The organism is Leuconostoc gasicomitatum LMG 18811 (genome assembly GCF_000196855.1).
Classification (GTDB): domain Bacteria; phylum Bacillota; class Bacilli; order Lactobacillales; family Lactobacillaceae; genus Leuconostoc; species Leuconostoc gasicomitatum.
Genome location: NC_014319.1, coordinates 15,318 through 32,984 on the forward strand (window position 1 = coordinate 15,318; position 17,667 = coordinate 32,984).

19 protein-coding genes and 1 other annotated feature are annotated in these 17,667 nt (G+C 34.9%); of the genes, 12 read left to right on the forward strand and 7 right to left on the reverse strand.

The window, feature by feature from the left end; all coding sequences use genetic code 11:
* Positions 1 to 154: 154 nt before the first annotated feature.
* From LEGAS_RS00075 to LEGAS_RS00085, 3 genes are all read right to left on the reverse strand, one after another.
* Positions 155 to 553, reverse strand: a complete 399-nt coding sequence (locus tag LEGAS_RS00075; RefSeq protein WP_010386830.1) for a hypothetical protein — start codon at positions 551 to 553, stop codon at positions 155 to 157.
* 303 nt (positions 554 to 856) lie between these two features.
* Complete coding sequence (locus tag LEGAS_RS00080; RefSeq protein WP_010386829.1) at positions 857 to 1,198, reverse strand: GNAT family N-acetyltransferase; 342 nt, start codon at positions 1,196 to 1,198, stop codon at positions 857 to 859.
* A gap of 123 nt (positions 1,199 to 1,321) precedes the next feature.
* Positions 1,322 to 1,660, reverse strand: a complete 339-nt coding sequence (locus tag LEGAS_RS00085; protein ID WP_010386828.1) for an Rgg family transcriptional regulator — start codon at positions 1,658 to 1,660, stop codon at positions 1,322 to 1,324.
* 319 nt (positions 1,661 to 1,979) lie between these two features.
* On the opposite strand from LEGAS_RS00085, the gene LEGAS_RS00090 reads away from it, so the two are divergent.
* From LEGAS_RS00090 to LEGAS_RS00105, 4 genes are read left to right on the forward strand one after another with little or no spacing between them, the layout of a single operon-like run.
* Positions 1,980 to 2,789, forward strand: coding sequence for a hypothetical protein (locus LEGAS_RS00090; protein ID WP_013231077.1), 810 nt, complete (start codon positions 1,980 to 1,982; stop codon positions 2,787 to 2,789).
* Between the two features lie 4 nt (positions 2,790 to 2,793).
* Positions 2,794 to 3,375, forward strand: a complete 582-nt coding sequence (locus tag LEGAS_RS00095) for a hypothetical protein (RefSeq protein ID WP_013231078.1) — start codon at positions 2,794 to 2,796, stop codon at positions 3,373 to 3,375.
* Between the two features lie 20 nt (positions 3,376 to 3,395).
* Positions 3,396 to 3,995 carry an ATP-binding cassette domain-containing protein gene (locus LEGAS_RS00100; protein ID WP_010386825.1) on the forward strand — a complete coding sequence of 200 codons (600 nt, stop codon included), beginning with the start codon at positions 3,396 to 3,398 and terminating at the stop codon, positions 3,993 to 3,995.
* Complete coding sequence (locus LEGAS_RS00105) at positions 3,988 to 4,482, forward strand: hypothetical protein (protein WP_041771631.1); 495 nt, start codon at positions 3,988 to 3,990, stop codon at positions 4,480 to 4,482. The genes LEGAS_RS00100 and LEGAS_RS00105 overlap by 8 nt, the downstream gene beginning before the upstream one ends.
* Before the next feature lie 110 nt (positions 4,483 to 4,592).
* Here LEGAS_RS00105 and LEGAS_RS00110 read toward each other — a convergent pair whose 3' ends face one another.
* From LEGAS_RS00110 to LEGAS_RS00120, 3 genes are read right to left on the reverse strand one after another with little or no spacing between them, the layout of a single operon-like run.
* On the reverse strand, positions 4,593 to 5,552 hold the full coding sequence (locus tag LEGAS_RS00110) for a nucleoside hydrolase (protein ID WP_010386824.1): 960 nt from the start codon (positions 5,550 to 5,552) through the stop codon (positions 4,593 to 4,595).
* A 1-nt stretch (position 5,553) separates the two neighbouring features.
* Entirely contained in the window at positions 5,554 to 6,486 is a 933-nt protein-coding gene (gene rihC, locus LEGAS_RS00115) for a ribonucleoside hydrolase RihC (protein ID WP_010386823.1), read from the reverse strand.
* Between the two features lie 29 nt (positions 6,487 to 6,515).
* A complete protein-coding gene (locus LEGAS_RS00120; RefSeq protein ID WP_010386822.1) occupies positions 6,516 to 7,739 on the reverse strand; it encodes a NupC/NupG family nucleoside CNT transporter in 1,224 nt (407 codons plus the stop codon).
* A gap of 155 nt (positions 7,740 to 7,894) precedes the next feature.
* Between LEGAS_RS00120 and rbsR the strand changes: the two genes are divergently transcribed.
* The 8 genes from rbsR to LEGAS_RS00160 all read left to right on the forward strand — a co-directional run bounded on the left by rbsR (position 7,895) and on the right by LEGAS_RS00160 (position 16,465).
* Positions 7,895 to 8,890, forward strand: coding sequence for a ribose utilization transcriptional repressor RbsR (gene rbsR / locus LEGAS_RS00125; protein WP_013231080.1), 996 nt, complete (start codon positions 7,895 to 7,897; stop codon positions 8,888 to 8,890).
* Between the two features lie 333 nt (positions 8,891 to 9,223).
* Complete coding sequence (gene rbsD, locus LEGAS_RS00130; RefSeq protein ID WP_010386821.1) at positions 9,224 to 9,622, forward strand: D-ribose pyranase; 399 nt, start codon at positions 9,224 to 9,226, stop codon at positions 9,620 to 9,622.
* Between the two features lie 28 nt (positions 9,623 to 9,650).
* Complete coding sequence (locus LEGAS_RS00135) at positions 9,651 to 11,138, forward strand: sugar ABC transporter ATP-binding protein (RefSeq protein ID WP_013231081.1); 1,488 nt, start codon at positions 9,651 to 9,653, stop codon at positions 11,136 to 11,138.
* 56 nt (positions 11,139 to 11,194) lie between these two features.
* A complete protein-coding gene (locus LEGAS_RS00140; RefSeq protein WP_224127311.1) occupies positions 11,195 to 12,124 on the forward strand; it encodes an ABC transporter permease subunit in 930 nt (309 codons plus the stop codon).
* Between the two features lie 14 nt (positions 12,125 to 12,138).
* Entirely contained in the window at positions 12,139 to 13,095 is a 957-nt protein-coding gene (locus LEGAS_RS00145; protein ID WP_013231082.1) for a D-ribose ABC transporter substrate-binding protein, read from the forward strand.
* A gap of 48 nt (positions 13,096 to 13,143) precedes the next feature.
* Entirely contained in the window at positions 13,144 to 14,091 is a 948-nt protein-coding gene (rbsK, locus tag LEGAS_RS00150; RefSeq protein WP_010388069.1) for a ribokinase, read from the forward strand.
* Positions 14,088 to 14,774 carry a ribose-5-phosphate isomerase RpiA gene (gene rpiA / locus LEGAS_RS00155; RefSeq protein WP_013231083.1) on the forward strand — a complete coding sequence of 229 codons (687 nt, stop codon included), beginning with the start codon at positions 14,088 to 14,090 and terminating at the stop codon, positions 14,772 to 14,774. The genes rbsK and rpiA overlap by 4 nt, the downstream gene beginning before the upstream one ends.
* A 327-nt stretch (positions 14,775 to 15,101) precedes the next feature.
* Positions 15,102 to 15,353, forward strand: a binding site (T-box leader).
* 251 nt (positions 15,354 to 15,604) lie between these two features.
* Positions 15,605 to 16,465: a MetQ/NlpA family ABC transporter substrate-binding protein gene (locus LEGAS_RS00160; protein WP_013231084.1), complete on the forward strand. Its 861-nt coding sequence runs from the start codon at positions 15,605 to 15,607 to the stop codon at positions 16,463 to 16,465.
* Positions 16,466 to 16,676: 211 nt separating this feature from the next.
* On the opposite strand, the gene LEGAS_RS00165 is transcribed toward LEGAS_RS00160, so the two are convergent.
* Positions 16,677 to 17,531 carry an AraC family transcriptional regulator gene (locus tag LEGAS_RS00165; protein WP_010388072.1) on the reverse strand — a complete coding sequence of 285 codons (855 nt, stop codon included), beginning with the start codon at positions 17,529 to 17,531 and terminating at the stop codon, positions 16,677 to 16,679.
* Positions 17,532 to 17,667: the final 136 nt, after the last annotated feature.

The window sequence follows — 17,667 nt, forward strand, 5'->3', positions numbered from 1 at the left end:
CAAAATGCTTTCTTAATTTAAAAAACGCATAACTAGCATCTGCTAGTTATGCGTTTTTTATTGATACTATTTAAATTAATTGCGAAACAAAAACATCGTATTTATGATTGATTAATGGTACGGATTTTCTGTAAGCTTTTCTTATTTATTGCAGTTATTTTTTGGTTGCTCTAATCGCGGCTTGATTTTGTTGATAAGGAGCAATTGCTTGTTTTAAATGTTCTTTTTGGTCAGCTGTCATAGGATCATTTTCGTTTAAAAGTGTAACTGTTTTGGTATCTGAATGATATATTTTAACGATTCGTTCTTTGCCATAGTAGGAAGTGAAATCCCCGCCACCACTGACATTATTGTTTCCTTCAGAAGCAATGTCAGCGGAAGATAAGTTCGATTCGTTATTTTTTGAGGTATCTGCGGATGAAGATCTTTGAGAAGGCAACATAGTTGTAGTAACAGGTTTTTTATTTCTCTGACTTTCGATTAGCAGAACAACGATCAAAGCACACACAATTAGTAGAACAAGAAAATAAATAAATTTTTTCGCCTTAATCATCGATTAACAACCTCATAATATGAGTTAGCAGCAGGATTATATGAGTAAAATGTTTTCATGGAATTGTAGTCGTAACCACTATTAAAATATTGGGATGAACCAGCAGACAGGTGGATTGCCTTGGCAGAATTGTATATCCAAGTTTGGCTTGCTTCTGATACGTTACCGACAATACTGTGTTGAAATCTGAATAGAAAACGTATCTCGCAAACCGCCAGCCTATGCCTTTTATTTTTTGCAGCACCGTCTGTTGTGCGGTTGATTTTTATCATTTTTCATATTTTTATACGCGCACGTTATACATTAGAGTTGTTTTTGCATGTTTATGTCTGTTATGTTGAATCCGCTTTTTTGATAAGTTTTATAAATTTCGAAGTCAAAGATAAACGCAGTTGATGCATTCTCATTATCAGTACCGAACCAGATATAACCGATTATTTCTGAATTTTTGAAAATTGAGTAGAAAAAAGTGTCTGGCGTTGCAAGCCCATTTGGTAATAACCGATCATAAGTTAATTGTGAATTTTTTTGAGCAGTTTCTGCTGTCCAAGTGCCAGCTGCGATCTTTTCTGTGGCGTATTCATTGACTGCAAAATCCATGTATTTTTGAAAATGATTAGGAGACATTGGCATAATTTTTAACATGAGTTTGTTCCTCTGAAAACAAGTATTTTACTAAGTATAGCATACTGATTTGAAATATTATGACATGTCATGTGACCAATAGTCATCGATAGTATGCTTCATTGTAATTGGTATCAATCAAAATTAAACATAAATCGAAATAACACGGGAATCAGCCGATTTGTATCCTTGCTTTTTTTCTTCCTGTCTTTTGATATGGTGTACTAATTGTCTAGTTAAATCAGACGCCTTTTTCTTGTAGCCTAATGAGGTATATATATTTATTGCTGTGCGAACGCGCTGTTCGCCTTTTTCAATGTGGCCTGCTTCAATGTCATACCAACCTTTATTAAACATTAATGTTATTTTTTCAGTTATATCTATATGATCTATTAAGTATTTTTCTGCAATGATTAATAATTGCTGAGCAGCTGAAAGATCTTCATATACAAGCGTCGAAAAGGATGTCCAAATGACATGCATCAATTGTGATTGAACATTTAATGCAAGTAGAGTTAGAAAAAATATTTATTTTAAAATATTTAGTATGGTCAGCCGCCTTAAATAAAATTAGTCTAAAGTACCTACTTAATGATAATAAAATATATTTGACAAACGTTAGTGAAAAATATATACTTGAAATCTATTGTTTGTCGCAATCATGCATCATTCAACGGGGATGCTCTACCAAATAGTAATGGGTATAATGTACGTTTAATCGATGGTAACGCTAAAGGACAATAAATATTTAAAAAAATGTACGCTTTCAAGCGTACTTTTTTAGTTAGTGATGAGGAAAATTATGTCGAAACGAGTTCTTTTTTATTTAATAACCATTTTTTTTGTTTTTGGAGGGATAGTCACCATAGAAACCTTGCTGGCTATTTTTGAAGCTAATACATTGCCACACAATGCTTTGAATACATCTAATACATTTTATATGCTTCAATTTGGTAATGTTTCTGAGATAGTTAGTATACTTATGTTAATCATGATACCAATTAGTGGGTCATTATTATTTACCTATATCAAGAACAATAATTATTTTTATAGTTTTATCCAAAGACATAGTTACAAAAAGTTTTTATCCAAAGCACTTATTGTGACTTTTTTAACAGCTTTTATTTTTTCACTAGTTATCCTATTGTATCAACTGCTATTAATTAGTTTGAGTATTCACCCATTGGATTGGGGAAATATTGATGCTAAGAACGTCATATCAGGGGTGGCAATGTTTGATGATGGCAACCTGAGTTCTACGGTTAAATTTATCCTACTATCGTCATTTGGTTGGGGAATATATGCTAATTTGGTGTTTTCAATAGGCCTTTTTATCAAAAAAAATGCAATCAATATTATTAGTGGTGGCATAATTGGAAGTAGTTTAATTATTGTGCCTGCTTTAGTCAGTCATCTCTTTCAAGGTACTTTATTAAAAATGGTATACATAGTATCCTTGCCAACTTTAATTGCACCTGGACAAATGAATGTCCAATATTTTGGGAACCAAAATAAGCTATATCTTTATTTTGTTTTGTCAACTATGGTATATATGAGTTTGACTTTGGGCATCGTTTATTTTTGGATTAAGAAAAAACAAAAAGAGGGCTGATGACATGAAAAAAATGTCGTTTTCCAAGATATCATGGTCATTATTTTTTACAATAGTTATGATGTCATTTTTATCTGCAAGTAATGCCTTATTACATACTTCTAAGGACAGTGATATTATACGTACGCAACTATATTCAAATTTCTCGGTCATATTCACGCAGTCAATGTTGTTACTACTAATGTCTTGGCAAGTATTAAATTTCAGAGCCATTAATTTTCTAGTAGCAATTAGAGGGCAATCTGAAAAAATTCAAAAACAAATGATCAAGACAATTATTTTTGAGGTAATCATTTATTTTAGTTTCTATTATGGATCGTTTATGTTGAGTGGCAATATATGGTTTAAAGATGGTTATGTATTAATAGGTATTATGATATTACTCATGCGTGCGTTTATAATCTTATTTTTAGGCATGATTATAACCAGTTTATATCGTGGTCAGCATATAGCTATTATTATTGTCGCTGTTCAACTTAGTAATTTTGTTTATCACTTTTTTTTGGAAACAAAGATACTATTGGTACAATATAGTCCATTATATGATCCAATATATCGCGCACTACATCATATTTATAACATATAAGTTACAATTGGAGAAAATTCATGCTTAAAGTTAATCATATTGCAAAATCATTTAAAGGCAAATCAGTATTAAATAATGTTTCTTTCGAGGTTAATGAGGGACAATTAGTACATATTTCTGGTGCCAATGGCTCTGGTAAATCTACGTTATTTAAAATAATTGCTAAAGTACTTTTACCCGATTCTGGGGCTATCACAATAATCGAATCAGCAAAAATAGGTGCACTGATTGAAAATCCTGGTTTTTTAGAATTTGAAACTGGTTTAGCTAATCTTCGATTTTTGGCTAAACTAAATCATAACTATGATGAAAAAAAAGTGTGTGAGCTAATGGAAAGGTTTGCGTTGGATCCTAATAATAGGCAGCCGGTTTCAAAATATTCGGTGGGTATGCGACAAAAATTAGGAATTATACAAGCAGTTATGGAAGATCAAAGTATTATTTTGCTTGATGAGCCTACAAGAGGTCTTGATACAGATAGTATTGACCAATTTATTGATTTATTAAAAATTTTGCAAGCTAAGAACAAACTTGTTATTGTCGCTAGTCATGATTACATTGAGGGCATCAAGTATGATACCTTGTTTACTCTAAAAAATGGCACGCTGTCTTATGGCTAGAAAACTTTATTTTTGGATTTATTTCTCTATAGTATTCATAGTAATTAGATTTGTACCAACTTATTTACCGCTAATAACGAATCATCAACAAGCAGGTTTGGTATTTGACTTTACTGCGAAGCCTTTTTATTTGTTAATGGTCAGTATATTGAATTTACTTTTTGACTATGTTTCGTTAATCATGCCAGTAATGGAATTACTATCAATTCAAATTTTTTTATTAGTTAGAAAACCAAGTCTACGTAGTCAATTTAAAGGCTATGTGCCAATTATTTTACATTATTTTGTGCCCTACGTTTTAGTCAAAGCATTTGTTCTTTCTACTGAAAGGAGTATGTCAGTTTTAGTATGGATAGGAATATCTATTGTTACTTGGGTGATACTACTGGTATTTCTGATTAATCAACGCTATAGTTACGCAAAAGTGGCCACTATAATTTTAACAACACTTATTTTCAGTCGTATTTTGGCGACTATAATGTTTTAAGCAGTTTGAAATCAAGATTTTAAATTTCAGCAGTGATATCAAGCGTTATTATGATTAATAATTCAACATAAAAAGGATTGCAAGAAATAAATCTGCAATCCTTTTTTTATTTAAGCTTTTAACACAGCAATCATAAAGTCCATAAAATCACGGACAAATCGTTTAGCGTTGACGCTAACAGCAACATTTGTTGTTGTTGGTTCAAGCAACCGTTCGCGATCGCCTATTGTGCGGCCATAATCCTTTGTATCTTTATCGTAAGTGACGCGCATATTCAGGGGAATTGTCACGACATAACTTGGATCAATGGCTACGGCAACTGCCAATGGATCATGCAAGGCGGCACCACGATGATCGATGTCTAACCGATCATAGGCTTCAATATAGAAGTCCATGAGATCAGCATAAGCAGTACCAGCTTGTGTCCCTAATTCACGCCATTGTTGTGTATCTTTTTTGGTTAACAATGTACGCAGAGTGACATCTAAGCCAACCATCGTTAAGTTTTCTTGTGTTGTGAAAACAAGGTCTGCGGCCTCGGGATCTTGATTAATATTTGCTTCAGTGAAGGGCGTCACATTACCAGGCACTGTTAACGCACCGCCCATTAATGTGGTATTACCAATCAAATGAGATATTTCAGGATCTATTTTCAAGGCTTTTGCCATGTTTGTCAAAGGACCAGTTGGGACATAAATCAATTCATCTTGATATTTATGCGCCATGTCGATTAAAAATTGAATGCCACTTGTTTGTTCGATTTTGCGTGTTGCTGTTGCTAATGAGAGATTTCCCACGCCATGCTCACCATGGATGGCTTTTGATATAGGCATCACATCAAAATGATCAGTCGTAGATGAATGTGATTCTCCTAAATAGACCGGCACATCATTTTCACCAAGTAAATGTAATAAATTGAGGGTGTTTTGTGCTGATGTTTCAACTAAAGTGTTACCATATGAGGCAATCACACCAATGAGATCAACCCGTGGGTCACATATCGCTAATGCCAAGGCTAATGCATCATCAACACCAGTATCTAAATCTAAAATCATTTTTGTGGATGCCATCTTAAATTGCTCCTTCACAATACTGGTTCATCACTGGTATTTGTTCAATGAACCATTTTTCAAATGCTTGCGTATCAATGTTAATGGCAACTTTGGCATTGATTTTACCATTAGACCAGCGATTTTGTGTATCAGCAACTGTTGCGCCAGCTGCTGGACCGTCAGTGATGACGTCAACCCAGTAATCTTTTGTGGTGTAAAATTCTGGGTTGAGTAAGTAGCAAATAGTGTTGACATCGTGCATTGGTTTGCCACCTGGTTCGCTATCACCATAGGCTGTCATTAATTTGTGAAGCATATTGCCTGCCTCACCGATATTAGCAACGGCGTCAATAGTGTCTAGAGATAATAATGCTTTTAATGTGACATCAAGACCGATCATGACAATTGGGATACCACTTTTAAAGACAACAGCAGCAGCATCAGGATCGGTAAAAATATTGAATTCTGCCACTGATGAGACATTACCACCAGATAATGAACCGCCCATCAAAACAAATTCTTTGATTTGACTGATTAATTCTGGATGATTTTGAATTAACAAGGCGATATTTGTATAAGAACCAGTAGCAACAATTGTCATTGGTTCAGGCGCTTCTGACAATACTTTTGCCATGGCACTGACAGCATCAGTGGGCAAAGCTTGTGTTGTAACGGTTGGGAATTCATAGCCAGGCATACCTGATGCGCCATGAATATATGAGGCATCAACAAACGCTTTTTTTAATGGTGCAGCAGCACCACGTGCTACAGGTACTTGTGTCTGTTTAAAAAATGTGGTGAGTTTTAAGAGATTAATTGTTGTTTTATCAACGGAAACATTACCAGCAACACTTGTCAGTAATTTGATATCGATTTCTGGGTTAGTCAGTGCAATTGATAGCGCTACTGCGTCATCAATACCTGGGTCCATATCTAAAATAATAGGTGTCATGTTCATACCTTTCTAAATTGTAATATTGCTTACCACACGAATAATCCGGCAGTTGCTGCTGACAATAATGAAACGAGAATACCTGACAATAACATGTACGGTACGCGTGCGCTAATGTAATCATTCTTTTCTTTATTGACCAATCCTTTGAAGGCGCCAATAATCATACCAATTGTACCAAAGTTGGCAAAACTTGTTAAGAAGACAGTTAAGACAATACGTGCATGTTCATTTGCAAAGAGACCTTTACTAGCCATGATTGACTTTGATACTTCACCCATGACGACGAATTCATTGGTTACTAACTTTGTACCCATGAATTGTGCGAGTTGGAAAGCATCGTGTACGTTGAAACCAAGCAACCAAGCAAATGGGAACATAATAACACCAAAGATATTTTCAAGTGTTAACCAATGCAAGCCAGTTAAGCTAAATAGTTGGTTGATGAGGGCTGCTAATGAGACAAAGGCAATAACGGTTGCAGTGATGATTAAAATCAACTTACCAGCACCCAGAATTGAATCACCTAAGAATGAGAAGAAAGGTTCTTTTTTAGTTCCTTTTTCATTAATATTAACAATGATATCATCTTCGGGGGCAACTTTGTTAGGATTTAAAATTGAAGTAATGACAATGGCACCCAAGATGTTAAGTGGGATAGCTGTCAAAACATATTTGCCGGGAACCATTTGTGTATACGCACCGATAATGGCAGAAGTAACACAGCTCATTGACATCATAGCCAATGTGAAGTTACGGCTTGCCGACATGTGATCCAATTGTGATTTAGAAACAGCTAAAACTTCAGTGTTACCAAGAAACATCATTTCAATAGAGAAAAATGCTTCAAATTTTGGTTGTCCAGTAACAAATGTTAGTGCTTTACCAATCCACTTGATTAGCCAAGGCAAGATACCAATATAGGTTAAAATATCAAATAGTGGGACAACTAGTAAAATGGGTAACAAGGCTGATGTTACGAAATTAGGGCCACCGTGATTTGATGTTAACCACTCAGGCAATGCAAAGGCAATACCTTGTGATGCAACAGAAACTAGCCAGTTAAAGCCATCAGCAGCACCTTGGACGGCAACTTGGCCGGCTTTGAACTGCGTGAAGAACCAAGCTAATACTAATTCAATGGCTAGGACGATACCAACAGATCGCCATTGAATGTTTTTCTTATCTCGGGAAAACAAAACAGCGATGGCAATGAAAACAAAAATACCAAGTACGTTAGCAAATAAGAACATAATTTTTTCCTCTCTTGAATAGAAAATTTATTAAGTAAAGCGTTTAACCAAAGGCCAGTGTAACATATTTTATTTAAAAATGGAAGCGCTTTCAGGTAGTTTTTAAGGTACAATAGATATATTAAAGTATACCATTACGATAAGGGATAGAGTTTATGCGCAAAACTTCAATTAAAGATGTTGCTAAAAAAGCAGATGTGTCTATTGCAGCAGTCTCTCAAATTTTAAACAATAAAGGGCAACGATTCTCAAAGCATACAATAGAAAAAGTATTACAGGCACGTGATGATTTGGGATATGTACCAAATAGTGCTGCGCGAAACCTAAAGGGGACACACAATCGTTTAATTGGTATTATTGTACCATCCTTTCGTATGCCATTTTTCGCAGATATTATACAAAGTATGCAAGATAACGCACCTACTGATGTGAACCTTGTTTTTCTGGGTTCAACAGATGATAACTTACAAAACGCGATTTATTCGTTAGTTGAACGTGGTGCACAGGCGCTTATTTTTGGTAAACCGATACCAAATCGTGCAGAAGTGAATGAATTTTTGAAAAAAAGACACATCCCATACCTTGTGCTTGATCAAAATGCCGATATTAATGCGCAAGACATGGTACAAACGAATGAATTTACTGGTGGGAGCTTAGTTGCTAGTCATCTATTATCATTAGGTCATCGAAAAATTGCATTAATTTTACCAAATAAATTAACTGATAATATGAGACAACGTCGTGCTGGTTTTTTGGATACGTTGTCGACAGCGAATTTATCACCCACTACTATTATAACTGCAACACTATCAAAACATGGTGGTTTAGCTTCAGTGCATCAATTAATTCAAAGTGAGTCAACGGCAGCTTTTGTCTTAAATGATGAAATGGCCATCGGGGTATTACGCGGATTAGCTTATCAAAACATTAAAGTACCAGCTGATATATCTATCGCAGGGTATGATGATACAGATTATGCTGAGTTTATGATTCCAACACTTACTACAGTGATGCAGCCGGTTCTAGAAATTGGAAAAGCGGCCTTGAATATGATATTAAGACGGTTAGATCACCCAAATTTACCTTTTCAAACAGCTTTTTTTGACGTTAAATTAATTGTTCGAGAGTCGACTGGGTCAGTTAAATTATAAAAGCATGTCGTCCATGTCATGATGTTAGCCCATAACATTGAGGGATTTGTATGTTAAAGACAGATCAGTTAGTTTTAACGGGAGAACTAACTTGATGTTTGATCAATAATAACTTGCAATATTGGGACAAAATGCCGATTTAATGAGGGTTTAGGTTTAGGGTTAATTGTAAATAATATGAGATATTAAATAAACTATCAAAATATAACTTGACAAAGTAAATAAAAGGGTCTAATTTATATATATGGAAGCGCTTACAAAATATTAATTAAAAGGCCTCTTTTTTTGAACAAAAAGTAAAACGTTTTACCAAATTTAAAAGGAGAGCTTATCATGAAAAAGATAGGTATTATGAATTCAAATATTTCTGCGAGAGTAGCTGACATGGGACACATGGATTGGTTAGCAGTGGGAGACGCAGGAACACCTGTCCCAGAAGGCGTAGATAAAATTGATTTATCTGTAAAAAGCGGGATACCGAGTTTTATGGAGGTGCTGGATGTCATATTGTTGGAGTTAGAAGTGCAAAAAATTTATTTAGCTGAAGAAATTAAAGTAAAGAATCCTGATATTTTGGAACAAATTAATAGACGATTCGATGGTGATGTCAGCATTGAATTTATTTCTCACAATGATCTAAAGAAGAATATTAAAGAAAGTAAAGCATTTATTAGAACAGGGGAAACCACGCCATATGCAAATATTATTTTGGAAAGTGGCGTTATTTTCTAAAAAGTAATGATAAATGGAAGGAGCAAACATGAAAATTGATATGGTTGGTATTTCTAAGTCATTTGGTAAAAATCATGTATTACGAGATGTTGATTTTCATATAGGGAATGCTGAAGTGCATGCCTTAATGGGAGAAAACGGTGCAGGTAAATCAACACTGATGAATATTATGACTGGGTTATTAAAAGCAGATGCTGGTCAAATAATGGTTGATGATAAGGTAGTTACGTTTAATGGTCCCAAGGATGCGGAAGAACATGGGATTAGTTTTATTCATCAAGAAATGAATAATTTCGGCGAAATGACAGTTTTAGAAAACATGTTTCTAAATAAAGAATTGAAGAAAAAGTTTGGTTTTCTAGATGAGTCAACTATGCGATCTCAAGCAAACAGTATCTTTCATACGTTACATATTAACTATGATTTGGACAGCCCTATAGGAAATTTGAGCGTTGGCGCACAGCAAATGATTGAAATTTCAAAAGCAATGATGACAGATGCGAAAGTTATCATTATGGATGAACCAACGGCAGCATTAACAACATCAGAAATACGTTCTCTCTTCGAAACCGTGAATAATTTAAAGGCTCGCGGTGTGAGTTTTATTTATATCAGCCATCGTATTGAGGAAAATATGGAGATAGCTGACAAAATAACAATTATGCGTGATGGTCATACCGTTAGCGAGTCGCGAATTTCTGATACAAGCGTTGATAAAATAGTTACTAGTATGGTTGGTCGTGATATTGGTGAATTTTATCCAGACCGTCATAAAAACTATGGGGATACTATGCTAAGTGTGTCCCATCTCACTCGTGTTGACAAATTTAAGGATATTAATTTTTCTGTCAAATCAGGTGAAATATTAGGATTTTCAGGGTTAATGGGATCAGGTCGAACCGAAATAATGCGAGCAATATTTGGGGTTGATCCAATAGACTCTGGTGATATTAAAATAGATGGTAAGATAGAAAAAATTTCGGATCCGTCAAATGCTATTAAGCAAGGAATTGGTTTTGTAACTGAAAATCGTAAAGATGAGGGGTTGATTCTTGATTTCTCTGTTGCTGAAAATATTATTATGCCAAGTCTACAGGAGTTGGTAAAAAATCATATGATAGATGAAACTACTAAAGAAAGTTTTGTGGATCTGTTGATAAAACGTTTAACTGTGAAGACAGATGGTCAAAATATTAGTGTGGGCAGTTTATCTGGTGGAAATCAACAGAAAGTAGTACTCGCCAAATGGATTGGTGCTGGCAGTAAAATATTGATTTTAGATGAACCGACACGAGGCGTGGATGTTGGTGCTAAACGAGAAATTTATGATTTAATGAATGAGTTAACTGATCGAGGGGTTGCAATTATAATGGTTTCGAGTGATCTACCAGAAGTCTTAGCTATGAGTGATCGCATTGCAGTCATGTATGAGGGCAGTCTTATGGGAATTGTCGACAATAACGAAAAGGTAACAGAATCGGACATTATGACACTTGCAACAGGAGGAAAAATATAATGGCTAGCGAAAAACGCGTAGAGAAAGTACAAGTAGTAAAAGATAATAAGAATCTGATGAGTAAGGTATCAGGGTTAGGCCCAGTCCTTGCATTAATTGTCTTAGCCTTGCTCACAACTGCAATGAATCCAAGTTTTTTAGATCCTAATAACTTATTGAACTTGTTACGACAAGTTTCGATTAATGGATTGATTGCATTTGGTATGACATTTGTCATTCTTACTGGCGGAATTGACTTATCAGTTGGTGCAATATTAGCTTTAACTTCAGCCTTGTCCGCTATGATGATTACAAGCGGCGTGCCAACATTAATTGCAATGTTAGTTGGAATTATAATTGGGGGTATCTTAGGTGGCGTGAACGGATTAATTATTACTAAAGGTGGCGCAGCACCATTTATTGCTTCACTGGCAACAATGACAATTTTCCGTGGTGCAACATATGTTTTTACAAATGGTAATCCAATTACAGGAAAAGCAATGAATAATAGCTTTGTGTTTCAATTCATTGGTCGAGGATATTTCTTCGGAATCCCGGTTCCAGTTATATTGATGATAATTGCATTTATTATTCTGTATGTTTTGCTACATAAGATGACATTTGGAAGGAAAACCTATGCTCTTGGTGGTAATGAAAAAGCAGCTTTTGTGTCTGGTATTAAAGTAAATATTACTAAAACTTGGATATATGTCATTTCGGGAATTATGAGCTCAGCAGCCGGTATGATTTTGATTTCGCGATTAAGTTCAGCTCAACCAGATGCAGGAACAGGATTTGAAATGGATGCTATTGCTGCTGTTGTTCTGGGCGGTACATCATTAGCTGGAGGACGTGGTCGGATATTTGGGACACTTATTGGTGCGCTAATTATTGGTACATTAAACAATGGTATGAACCTAATTGGTATTTCCAGTTTTTATCAGCAAATTGTTAAGGGAATTGTGATTATTATAGCAGTTCTACTTGACCGTCGGAAGAAAGCATAAAAGGAGTCGTTATCATGACTAAAAAAATTATCGGTATTATTGCTGCTATTGGCATATTGATATATGGTATTTTCTTCGTTACATCGGGTCGTCAGGTTTTTTCTATCAGCAATCCCTTTCAAAACAATGTAACAGTGCAGCATAAAAAACCAGCTGAATTGAAGATAGGCGTTTCATTATCCACATTGAACAATCCATTCTTTATTTCTATTAAAGATGGTGTGAATGAAGTTGCTAAATCATCTGGATCAAAGGTACAAGTGTACGATGGACAAAATAGCACGAACAAACAGAGCAACGATGTGGAAGATTTAATTCAAAAAAAGGTTGATGTTCTGATTATAAATCCAGTCGATTCTTCAGCAATTACGCCAGAAGTTAAGTCTGCAAATGAAGCTGGGATACCAGTTATTACAATAGACAGGTCTTCTGATGGTGGAAAAGTTCTGAGTTTAGTTGCTTCTGACTCACGAGAAGGCGGTAAAATGGCAGCTGAGTTTATGATTAAAACATTAGGACAAAATGGGAAAATTGCTGAATTACAGGGCACACCTGGCGCATCGGCAACACGCGAACGTGGTGCCGGGTTTGATAACACAGCTAAAGGAAAACTTGATACTGTCACACGACAGACAGCTAACTTTGATCGTACACAAGGGCTGAATACTGCTGAAAATATTGCCCAAGCTCATCCTGAAATAAAGGGATTGTTTGCTCAAAATGATGAAATGGCATTAGGCGCAGTGCAAGCTTTAAAGTCTAACCCAAATGTTATTATTGTCGGATTTGATGGCTCTGAGGATGGCATTAGTTCTGTAAAGAAGGGTCAAATGGCGGCAACTGTTGCACAGAAACCAAAAGAAATGGGTAAGTTGGCTGTTCAAGCAGCATATGATTATTTCCAAGGAAAGAAAGTATCAAGCAATATTAAATCACCATTGGAACTTATAGTTTCGGATAAGTACAAATAAGTTGTTAGTTATATTTAGTTCTTATTATGAATATGAAAGGCAGTAAAAATGAATAATGTTGTCGTAATTGGCAGTTTAAATATAGATTTGGTTACAAAAATTGAAAGACTTCCGCTCCAGGGGGAGACCATCTCCATTATTGATCAAACAACTAATTTTGGTGGAAAAGGTGCGAATCAAGCTGTTGCGGCCGCCAGGCAAGGAGCAAATGTAACGTTTATTGGCGCCACTGGCGACGATGATAATGGGGAACTTTTCAATGAATTATTAAAAAAAGAAAATATTAACACAGATTACATCGTGAAAAAGGACAAACCAACAGGCACTGCAACCATTTTGTTAGAAGCTAATGGTCATAATACTATACTAGTTCATGGTGGTGCTAATATGGACTTGAACAAAGCAGATGTTGAAAAAGCAACAAAAGTGTTACGAGATGCCGATGTAGTTGTCGCACAATTAGAAGTCCCTAAGGAAGCAGTTGAAGCAGCGTTTAAAATTGCCAAAGTAGGTGGCGCTATTACTGTACTCAATCCAGCACCGATTACGCATAACCTTGGAAAAGAGTTAATTAGTAACACTGACTTAATTATACCAAACGAAACAGAGGCAGCTGCGCTTGTTAATGCTTCTAAAAGTACGGATTTAAAAACAATAGAAGATACAATTTATCAACAATTGCGTGTTCAAGGACTAAAAAACGTGATTATCACTCTCGGAGATAAGGGTGTTTATTATAATATTTTAAACGAACCTGGGTTCTTACCGATTTTTACAGTAGATACAGTAGATACTACAGCTGCCGGAGATACGTTTATTGGAACAGTTGTTGCAAGCTTACGACATGACATGCTATATATGCGAGAATTATTATTACGTAGTACCATGGCCAGTTCTCTAGCTGTAAGTAAGGCTGGCGCTATATCATCTATCCCATATAAAAAAGCAGTTGACGAAAAGATTAATCAATTAGGAAACTACGAGGCATCAAGATGATTACACAAGACGAGAAGAAGAAGAGAGCTGCTGAAGTAGCGGTTAATTATATAAAGGATGGCATGGTAGTTGGTTTAGGAACAGGTTCAACGGTTATGTATTTACTAGAAGCTATTGCTCGTCAGGGATTAAAAATTTCTGGGGTGACAACTTCAAAAAAAACCTCTAAGATATGTGCCAGTTTGGGTATCAAAGTCAATGACATTGACAATGTAGATCACATCGATGTCACTATTGATGGCGCCGATGAAGTTGATGTTTATATGAATGGTATTAAAGGTGGTGGCGCAGCATTATTAATGGAAAAAATTGTAGCTAAAAACTCTAAACGTAATATCTGGATTGTCGATGATACTAAGGTGCATGATATTTTAGGGACATTTCCTCTACCCGTTGAAGTTGTTCCTTATGGAAGTGGTCGTTTATTGAAAAAATTTAACGATAAAGGTCTTAAGCCTATTCTTAGAATGGATAAAAACAAGTTGCCCATAGTAACTGATGGTGGGCATTATATTATTGATTTACATTTAAATGCGATTGATAATCCGCAAAATTTAGCCGAGTATCTTGAGCGTCAAGTTGGTGTTGTGGAGCATGGATTATTTTTAGATGTAGCAGACGTCATTATAATTGGTGGAGATAAAAATATTATTAAGGAACGCAAAAATAGAATGACAGAATAAATTTGGTCGTCTAGAAAAAAATAAAAGTCTCTGATAAAATTAGTTTTCTCTCACTTTATCAGAGACTTTTAAATTAGACAGATTATAAAAACACCTTGCATAAAAAAGGAACAGGTTATATCTTCTGGTTCATCATCTCATGACGGTACTGTCATATATTATAGTGACAATCATTCAGACAAGTTTTTCAGCAATATGTAGTGTTTGATTAATTATTGCAAGCTGCCAGATATAATTGTCTTACTTTGGTTACTTTTGTAAATTGGCTATTAATGTATTTTATTAATCAATTGACATTTTAAACTAATAATTATATAATCTATTTATTATATAACGTCGAAAAGATAAGTACTTATTAAATTGATTGCATAGAGAGCTAATGATTGGTGAAAATTAGTATCATGGGAATTTGGAAAATGGTCTTGGAGTTAAAATGATGTGAGCATAGCGTTTGTTAATGTCGTTCGGTTACACCCGTTAAAGTGTCAGAGTATCGTATTTTTATGCCGTACTTAGTAAGCGTATCATAGTGATTTGATGCGGAAACCGGGTGGTATCACGATTTAATTCGTCCCGCAACTTTGATAAAACAAAGTTGCGGTTTTTTGTTGTCGTAATGCAGTTTTTAAAAATAGAAGTGGGAGATAGACATGGGAAATAAAGTGGTGAGTGACCAAGCTATTGCAAAGCGGTTGACTAAAGAGAGGGCTGATGTAGTTGCGCTTTTTTAGTATTGTCAGATGTAAACCATAGATAATCAATTTTAATAGACGGTAGTAAGCGATTTTCATTGAAAACGGTTATCTAGTAAATAATTTTAAGGACTATTATTGCTTAGGAAAAAAATAATCATTGCAGTGATAATTGTTATAGCGGTGGCCAGTACTGCCATATTTGTGTACCAACGTCCAACAGATACGAACGCAAAATCTGAAATAACGGTTGGTGCTATTGGATCTGACGCGCAAACTTGGCAATACATTGCTAAACTATCAGAAACAAAGGAAAAAAATATTAAAATTGTCGTTAAAAACTTTACTGATGGTGTATCTTTAAACACCGCCACAGCTGAAGGTCAGATAGACGTCAATGCTTTCCAATCGTATGCTTATTATAATGCTTATAATAAAAGTAACAAAAATAATCAATTGGCAGCATTAGGGACGACATACCTGGAACCAATGGGTATCTATTCGAATAAATATAAAGACATAAGAGATATACCAAATGGTGCGACAATTGCAATTGCTAATAATGCGGCCAACACGTCACGGGGCTTACGTTTATTAGAAAAATCTGGCTTGATTACGTTGCAGTCTGATTTTGGTAGTTTATCTGGCGTAAATGCGATTAAAAATAATCCACATCATCTCAAATTTAAGGAAATAGATGATACTACTGGACCACATGTGTTTAAGGATCCCGATATTGCTGCTGCTTTAATTGGCAACACGATTGCTTTGGAAGGTAAGCTCAATGTTTTAAAGGATACTATTTTTTACGAAAGAATTAATCAGTCAACAAAAGATAATATCAACATTTTAGCAACTACGGCAAAGGAAAAAAATAATAAAAAATTTAAGCAACTAGTTCAACTGTATCATAGTCAAGCTGCTCAAAAATATATTAGTCGCAAGTTTGATAACACAAAAACTGAAGTCAACAAACCAATCAGTTATTTATCCAATTAATTAGTGTTGCGTTGGCAATTGGCAGAGAAGCTTAAAGTGGCTTTTGATACAATCATATGTTCAAAAACAACGTGAATCCTAATTAATAGGATTCACGTTGTTTTGACTGTCAATATGATATTTTATGATGGATTGTATAATATAATTGAGCGCCTATACAATAATTTAATATGAATTGACTGAAATAACCATAAAGAGTTAGCAGTTGTGTTTATTTTCTTATGAACAAGTTGTTTTTAGATGGTGTATTATGCGTATTTTTAAATTGTGAAGGGGCCATGCCAATGTATTTTCGAAAAGCTTTTGAAAAGTGAACATAACTCGTATAACCACAGGATAACGCGACGAATTTAATTGATGTATCTGACTTGATCAACATTTCTTTAGCAGCACGTAATCGCGTAGTTGTTAAATATGTTTTGGGACTGACTTGTAGATAAATCTTAAAGATTCGAAATAAGTAGGTACGATCAATACCTAGATAATTAACGACATCAGTGATTGTGATTGGTGTATCGTAATTATTTTGAATGTATTGTGTTGCTTTTAATATTAATATTTTTTGAGGATTTGAATTAGTAGACTTAGTTGCATTAAATGTTGTACGTAATGCGTTTATTAAGCTGATTAATTGTGAGGCATAATCTAAATCTTGCGTATGATCTAGATGAGACAGCTTTAAAATATTTTCAATTTCATCTTTAACAATTGGAGCTTGGGTTACTGTAAATACTGGATTTTCATCTGTTAGTGAAACAGTATCCATTAGTGATTTAACATAGTCACCCGTAAAGCGAACCCACATAGTTGTCCAAGGGTCATTATAATCAGCAATCATATTAACAAGAATGCCTGGTTGACAGTAAAACATACTACCAGCTTGCAGATGATATTTTTGGCCGTTGCTGATAAAAGTACCTTTTCCAGATAATACTAAATGAAGCATATAACCTGAACGTGCACCAGGCCCATAATGATGACCAGGTGTGGCAGGATCTACACCACCAGAGGACAGGTATAGGTATGGATTGCTGAGAGAGTTGTTGAACACATATAATTTTGTCAATTTAGCCACCTTATTCTAAATCATCTTTTTGATAACAGTATGCAACATTATGACATTGTAAAAGCGCTTACATTATAATAATATAAAGATGTAATTAATTGTAATTATAGCATATAGAATAAGGTTTGGGAGGAAA

Bases quoted from the DNA above. Each gene is read 5' to 3' on its own strand.
- rpiA (WP_013231083.1), top strand. From the start codon at position 14,088: ATGATTACACAAGACGAGAAGAAGAAGAGAGCTGCTGAAGTAGCGGTT.
- LEGAS_RS00080 (WP_010386829.1), bottom strand. From the start codon at position 1,198: ATGTTAAAAATTATGCCAATGTCTCCTAATCATTTTCAAAAATACATG.
- LEGAS_RS00110 (WP_010386824.1), bottom strand. From the start codon at position 5,552: ATGGCATCCACAAAAATGATTTTAGATTTAGATACTGGTGTTGATGAT.
- LEGAS_RS00095 (WP_013231078.1), top strand. From the start codon at position 2,794: ATGAAAAAAATGTCGTTTTCCAAGATATCATGGTCATTATTTTTTACA.
- LEGAS_RS00135 (WP_013231081.1), top strand. From the start codon at position 9,651: ATGAAAATTGATATGGTTGGTATTTCTAAGTCATTTGGTAAAAATCAT.
- LEGAS_RS00075 (WP_010386830.1), bottom strand. From the start codon at position 553: ATGATTAAGGCGAAAAAATTTATTTATTTTCTTGTTCTACTAATTGTG.
- LEGAS_RS00140 (WP_224127311.1), top strand. From the start codon at position 11,195: ATGAGTAAGGTATCAGGGTTAGGCCCAGTCCTTGCATTAATTGTCTTA.
- rbsK (WP_010388069.1), top strand. From the start codon at position 13,144: ATGAATAATGTTGTCGTAATTGGCAGTTTAAATATAGATTTGGTTACA.
- LEGAS_RS00120 (WP_010386822.1), bottom strand. From the start codon at position 7,739: ATGTTCTTATTTGCTAACGTACTTGGTATTTTTGTTTTCATTGCCATC.
- rbsR (WP_013231080.1), top strand. From the start codon at position 7,895: ATGCGCAAAACTTCAATTAAAGATGTTGCTAAAAAAGCAGATGTGTCT.
- LEGAS_RS00100 (WP_010386825.1), top strand. From the start codon at position 3,396: ATGCTTAAAGTTAATCATATTGCAAAATCATTTAAAGGCAAATCAGTA.
- LEGAS_RS00105 (WP_041771631.1), top strand. From the start codon at position 3,988: ATGGCTAGAAAACTTTATTTTTGGATTTATTTCTCTATAGTATTCATA.
- rbsD (WP_010386821.1), top strand. From the start codon at position 9,224: ATGAAAAAGATAGGTATTATGAATTCAAATATTTCTGCGAGAGTAGCT.
- LEGAS_RS00085 (WP_010386828.1), bottom strand. From the start codon at position 1,660: ATGCATGTCATTTGGACATCCTTTTCGACGCTTGTATATGAAGATCTT.
- rihC (WP_010386823.1), bottom strand. From the start codon at position 6,486: ATGACACCTATTATTTTAGATATGGACCCAGGTATTGATGACGCAGTA.
- LEGAS_RS00145 (WP_013231082.1), top strand. From the start codon at position 12,139: ATGACTAAAAAAATTATCGGTATTATTGCTGCTATTGGCATATTGATA.
- LEGAS_RS00090 (WP_013231077.1), top strand. From the start codon at position 1,980: ATGTCGAAACGAGTTCTTTTTTATTTAATAACCATTTTTTTTGTTTTT.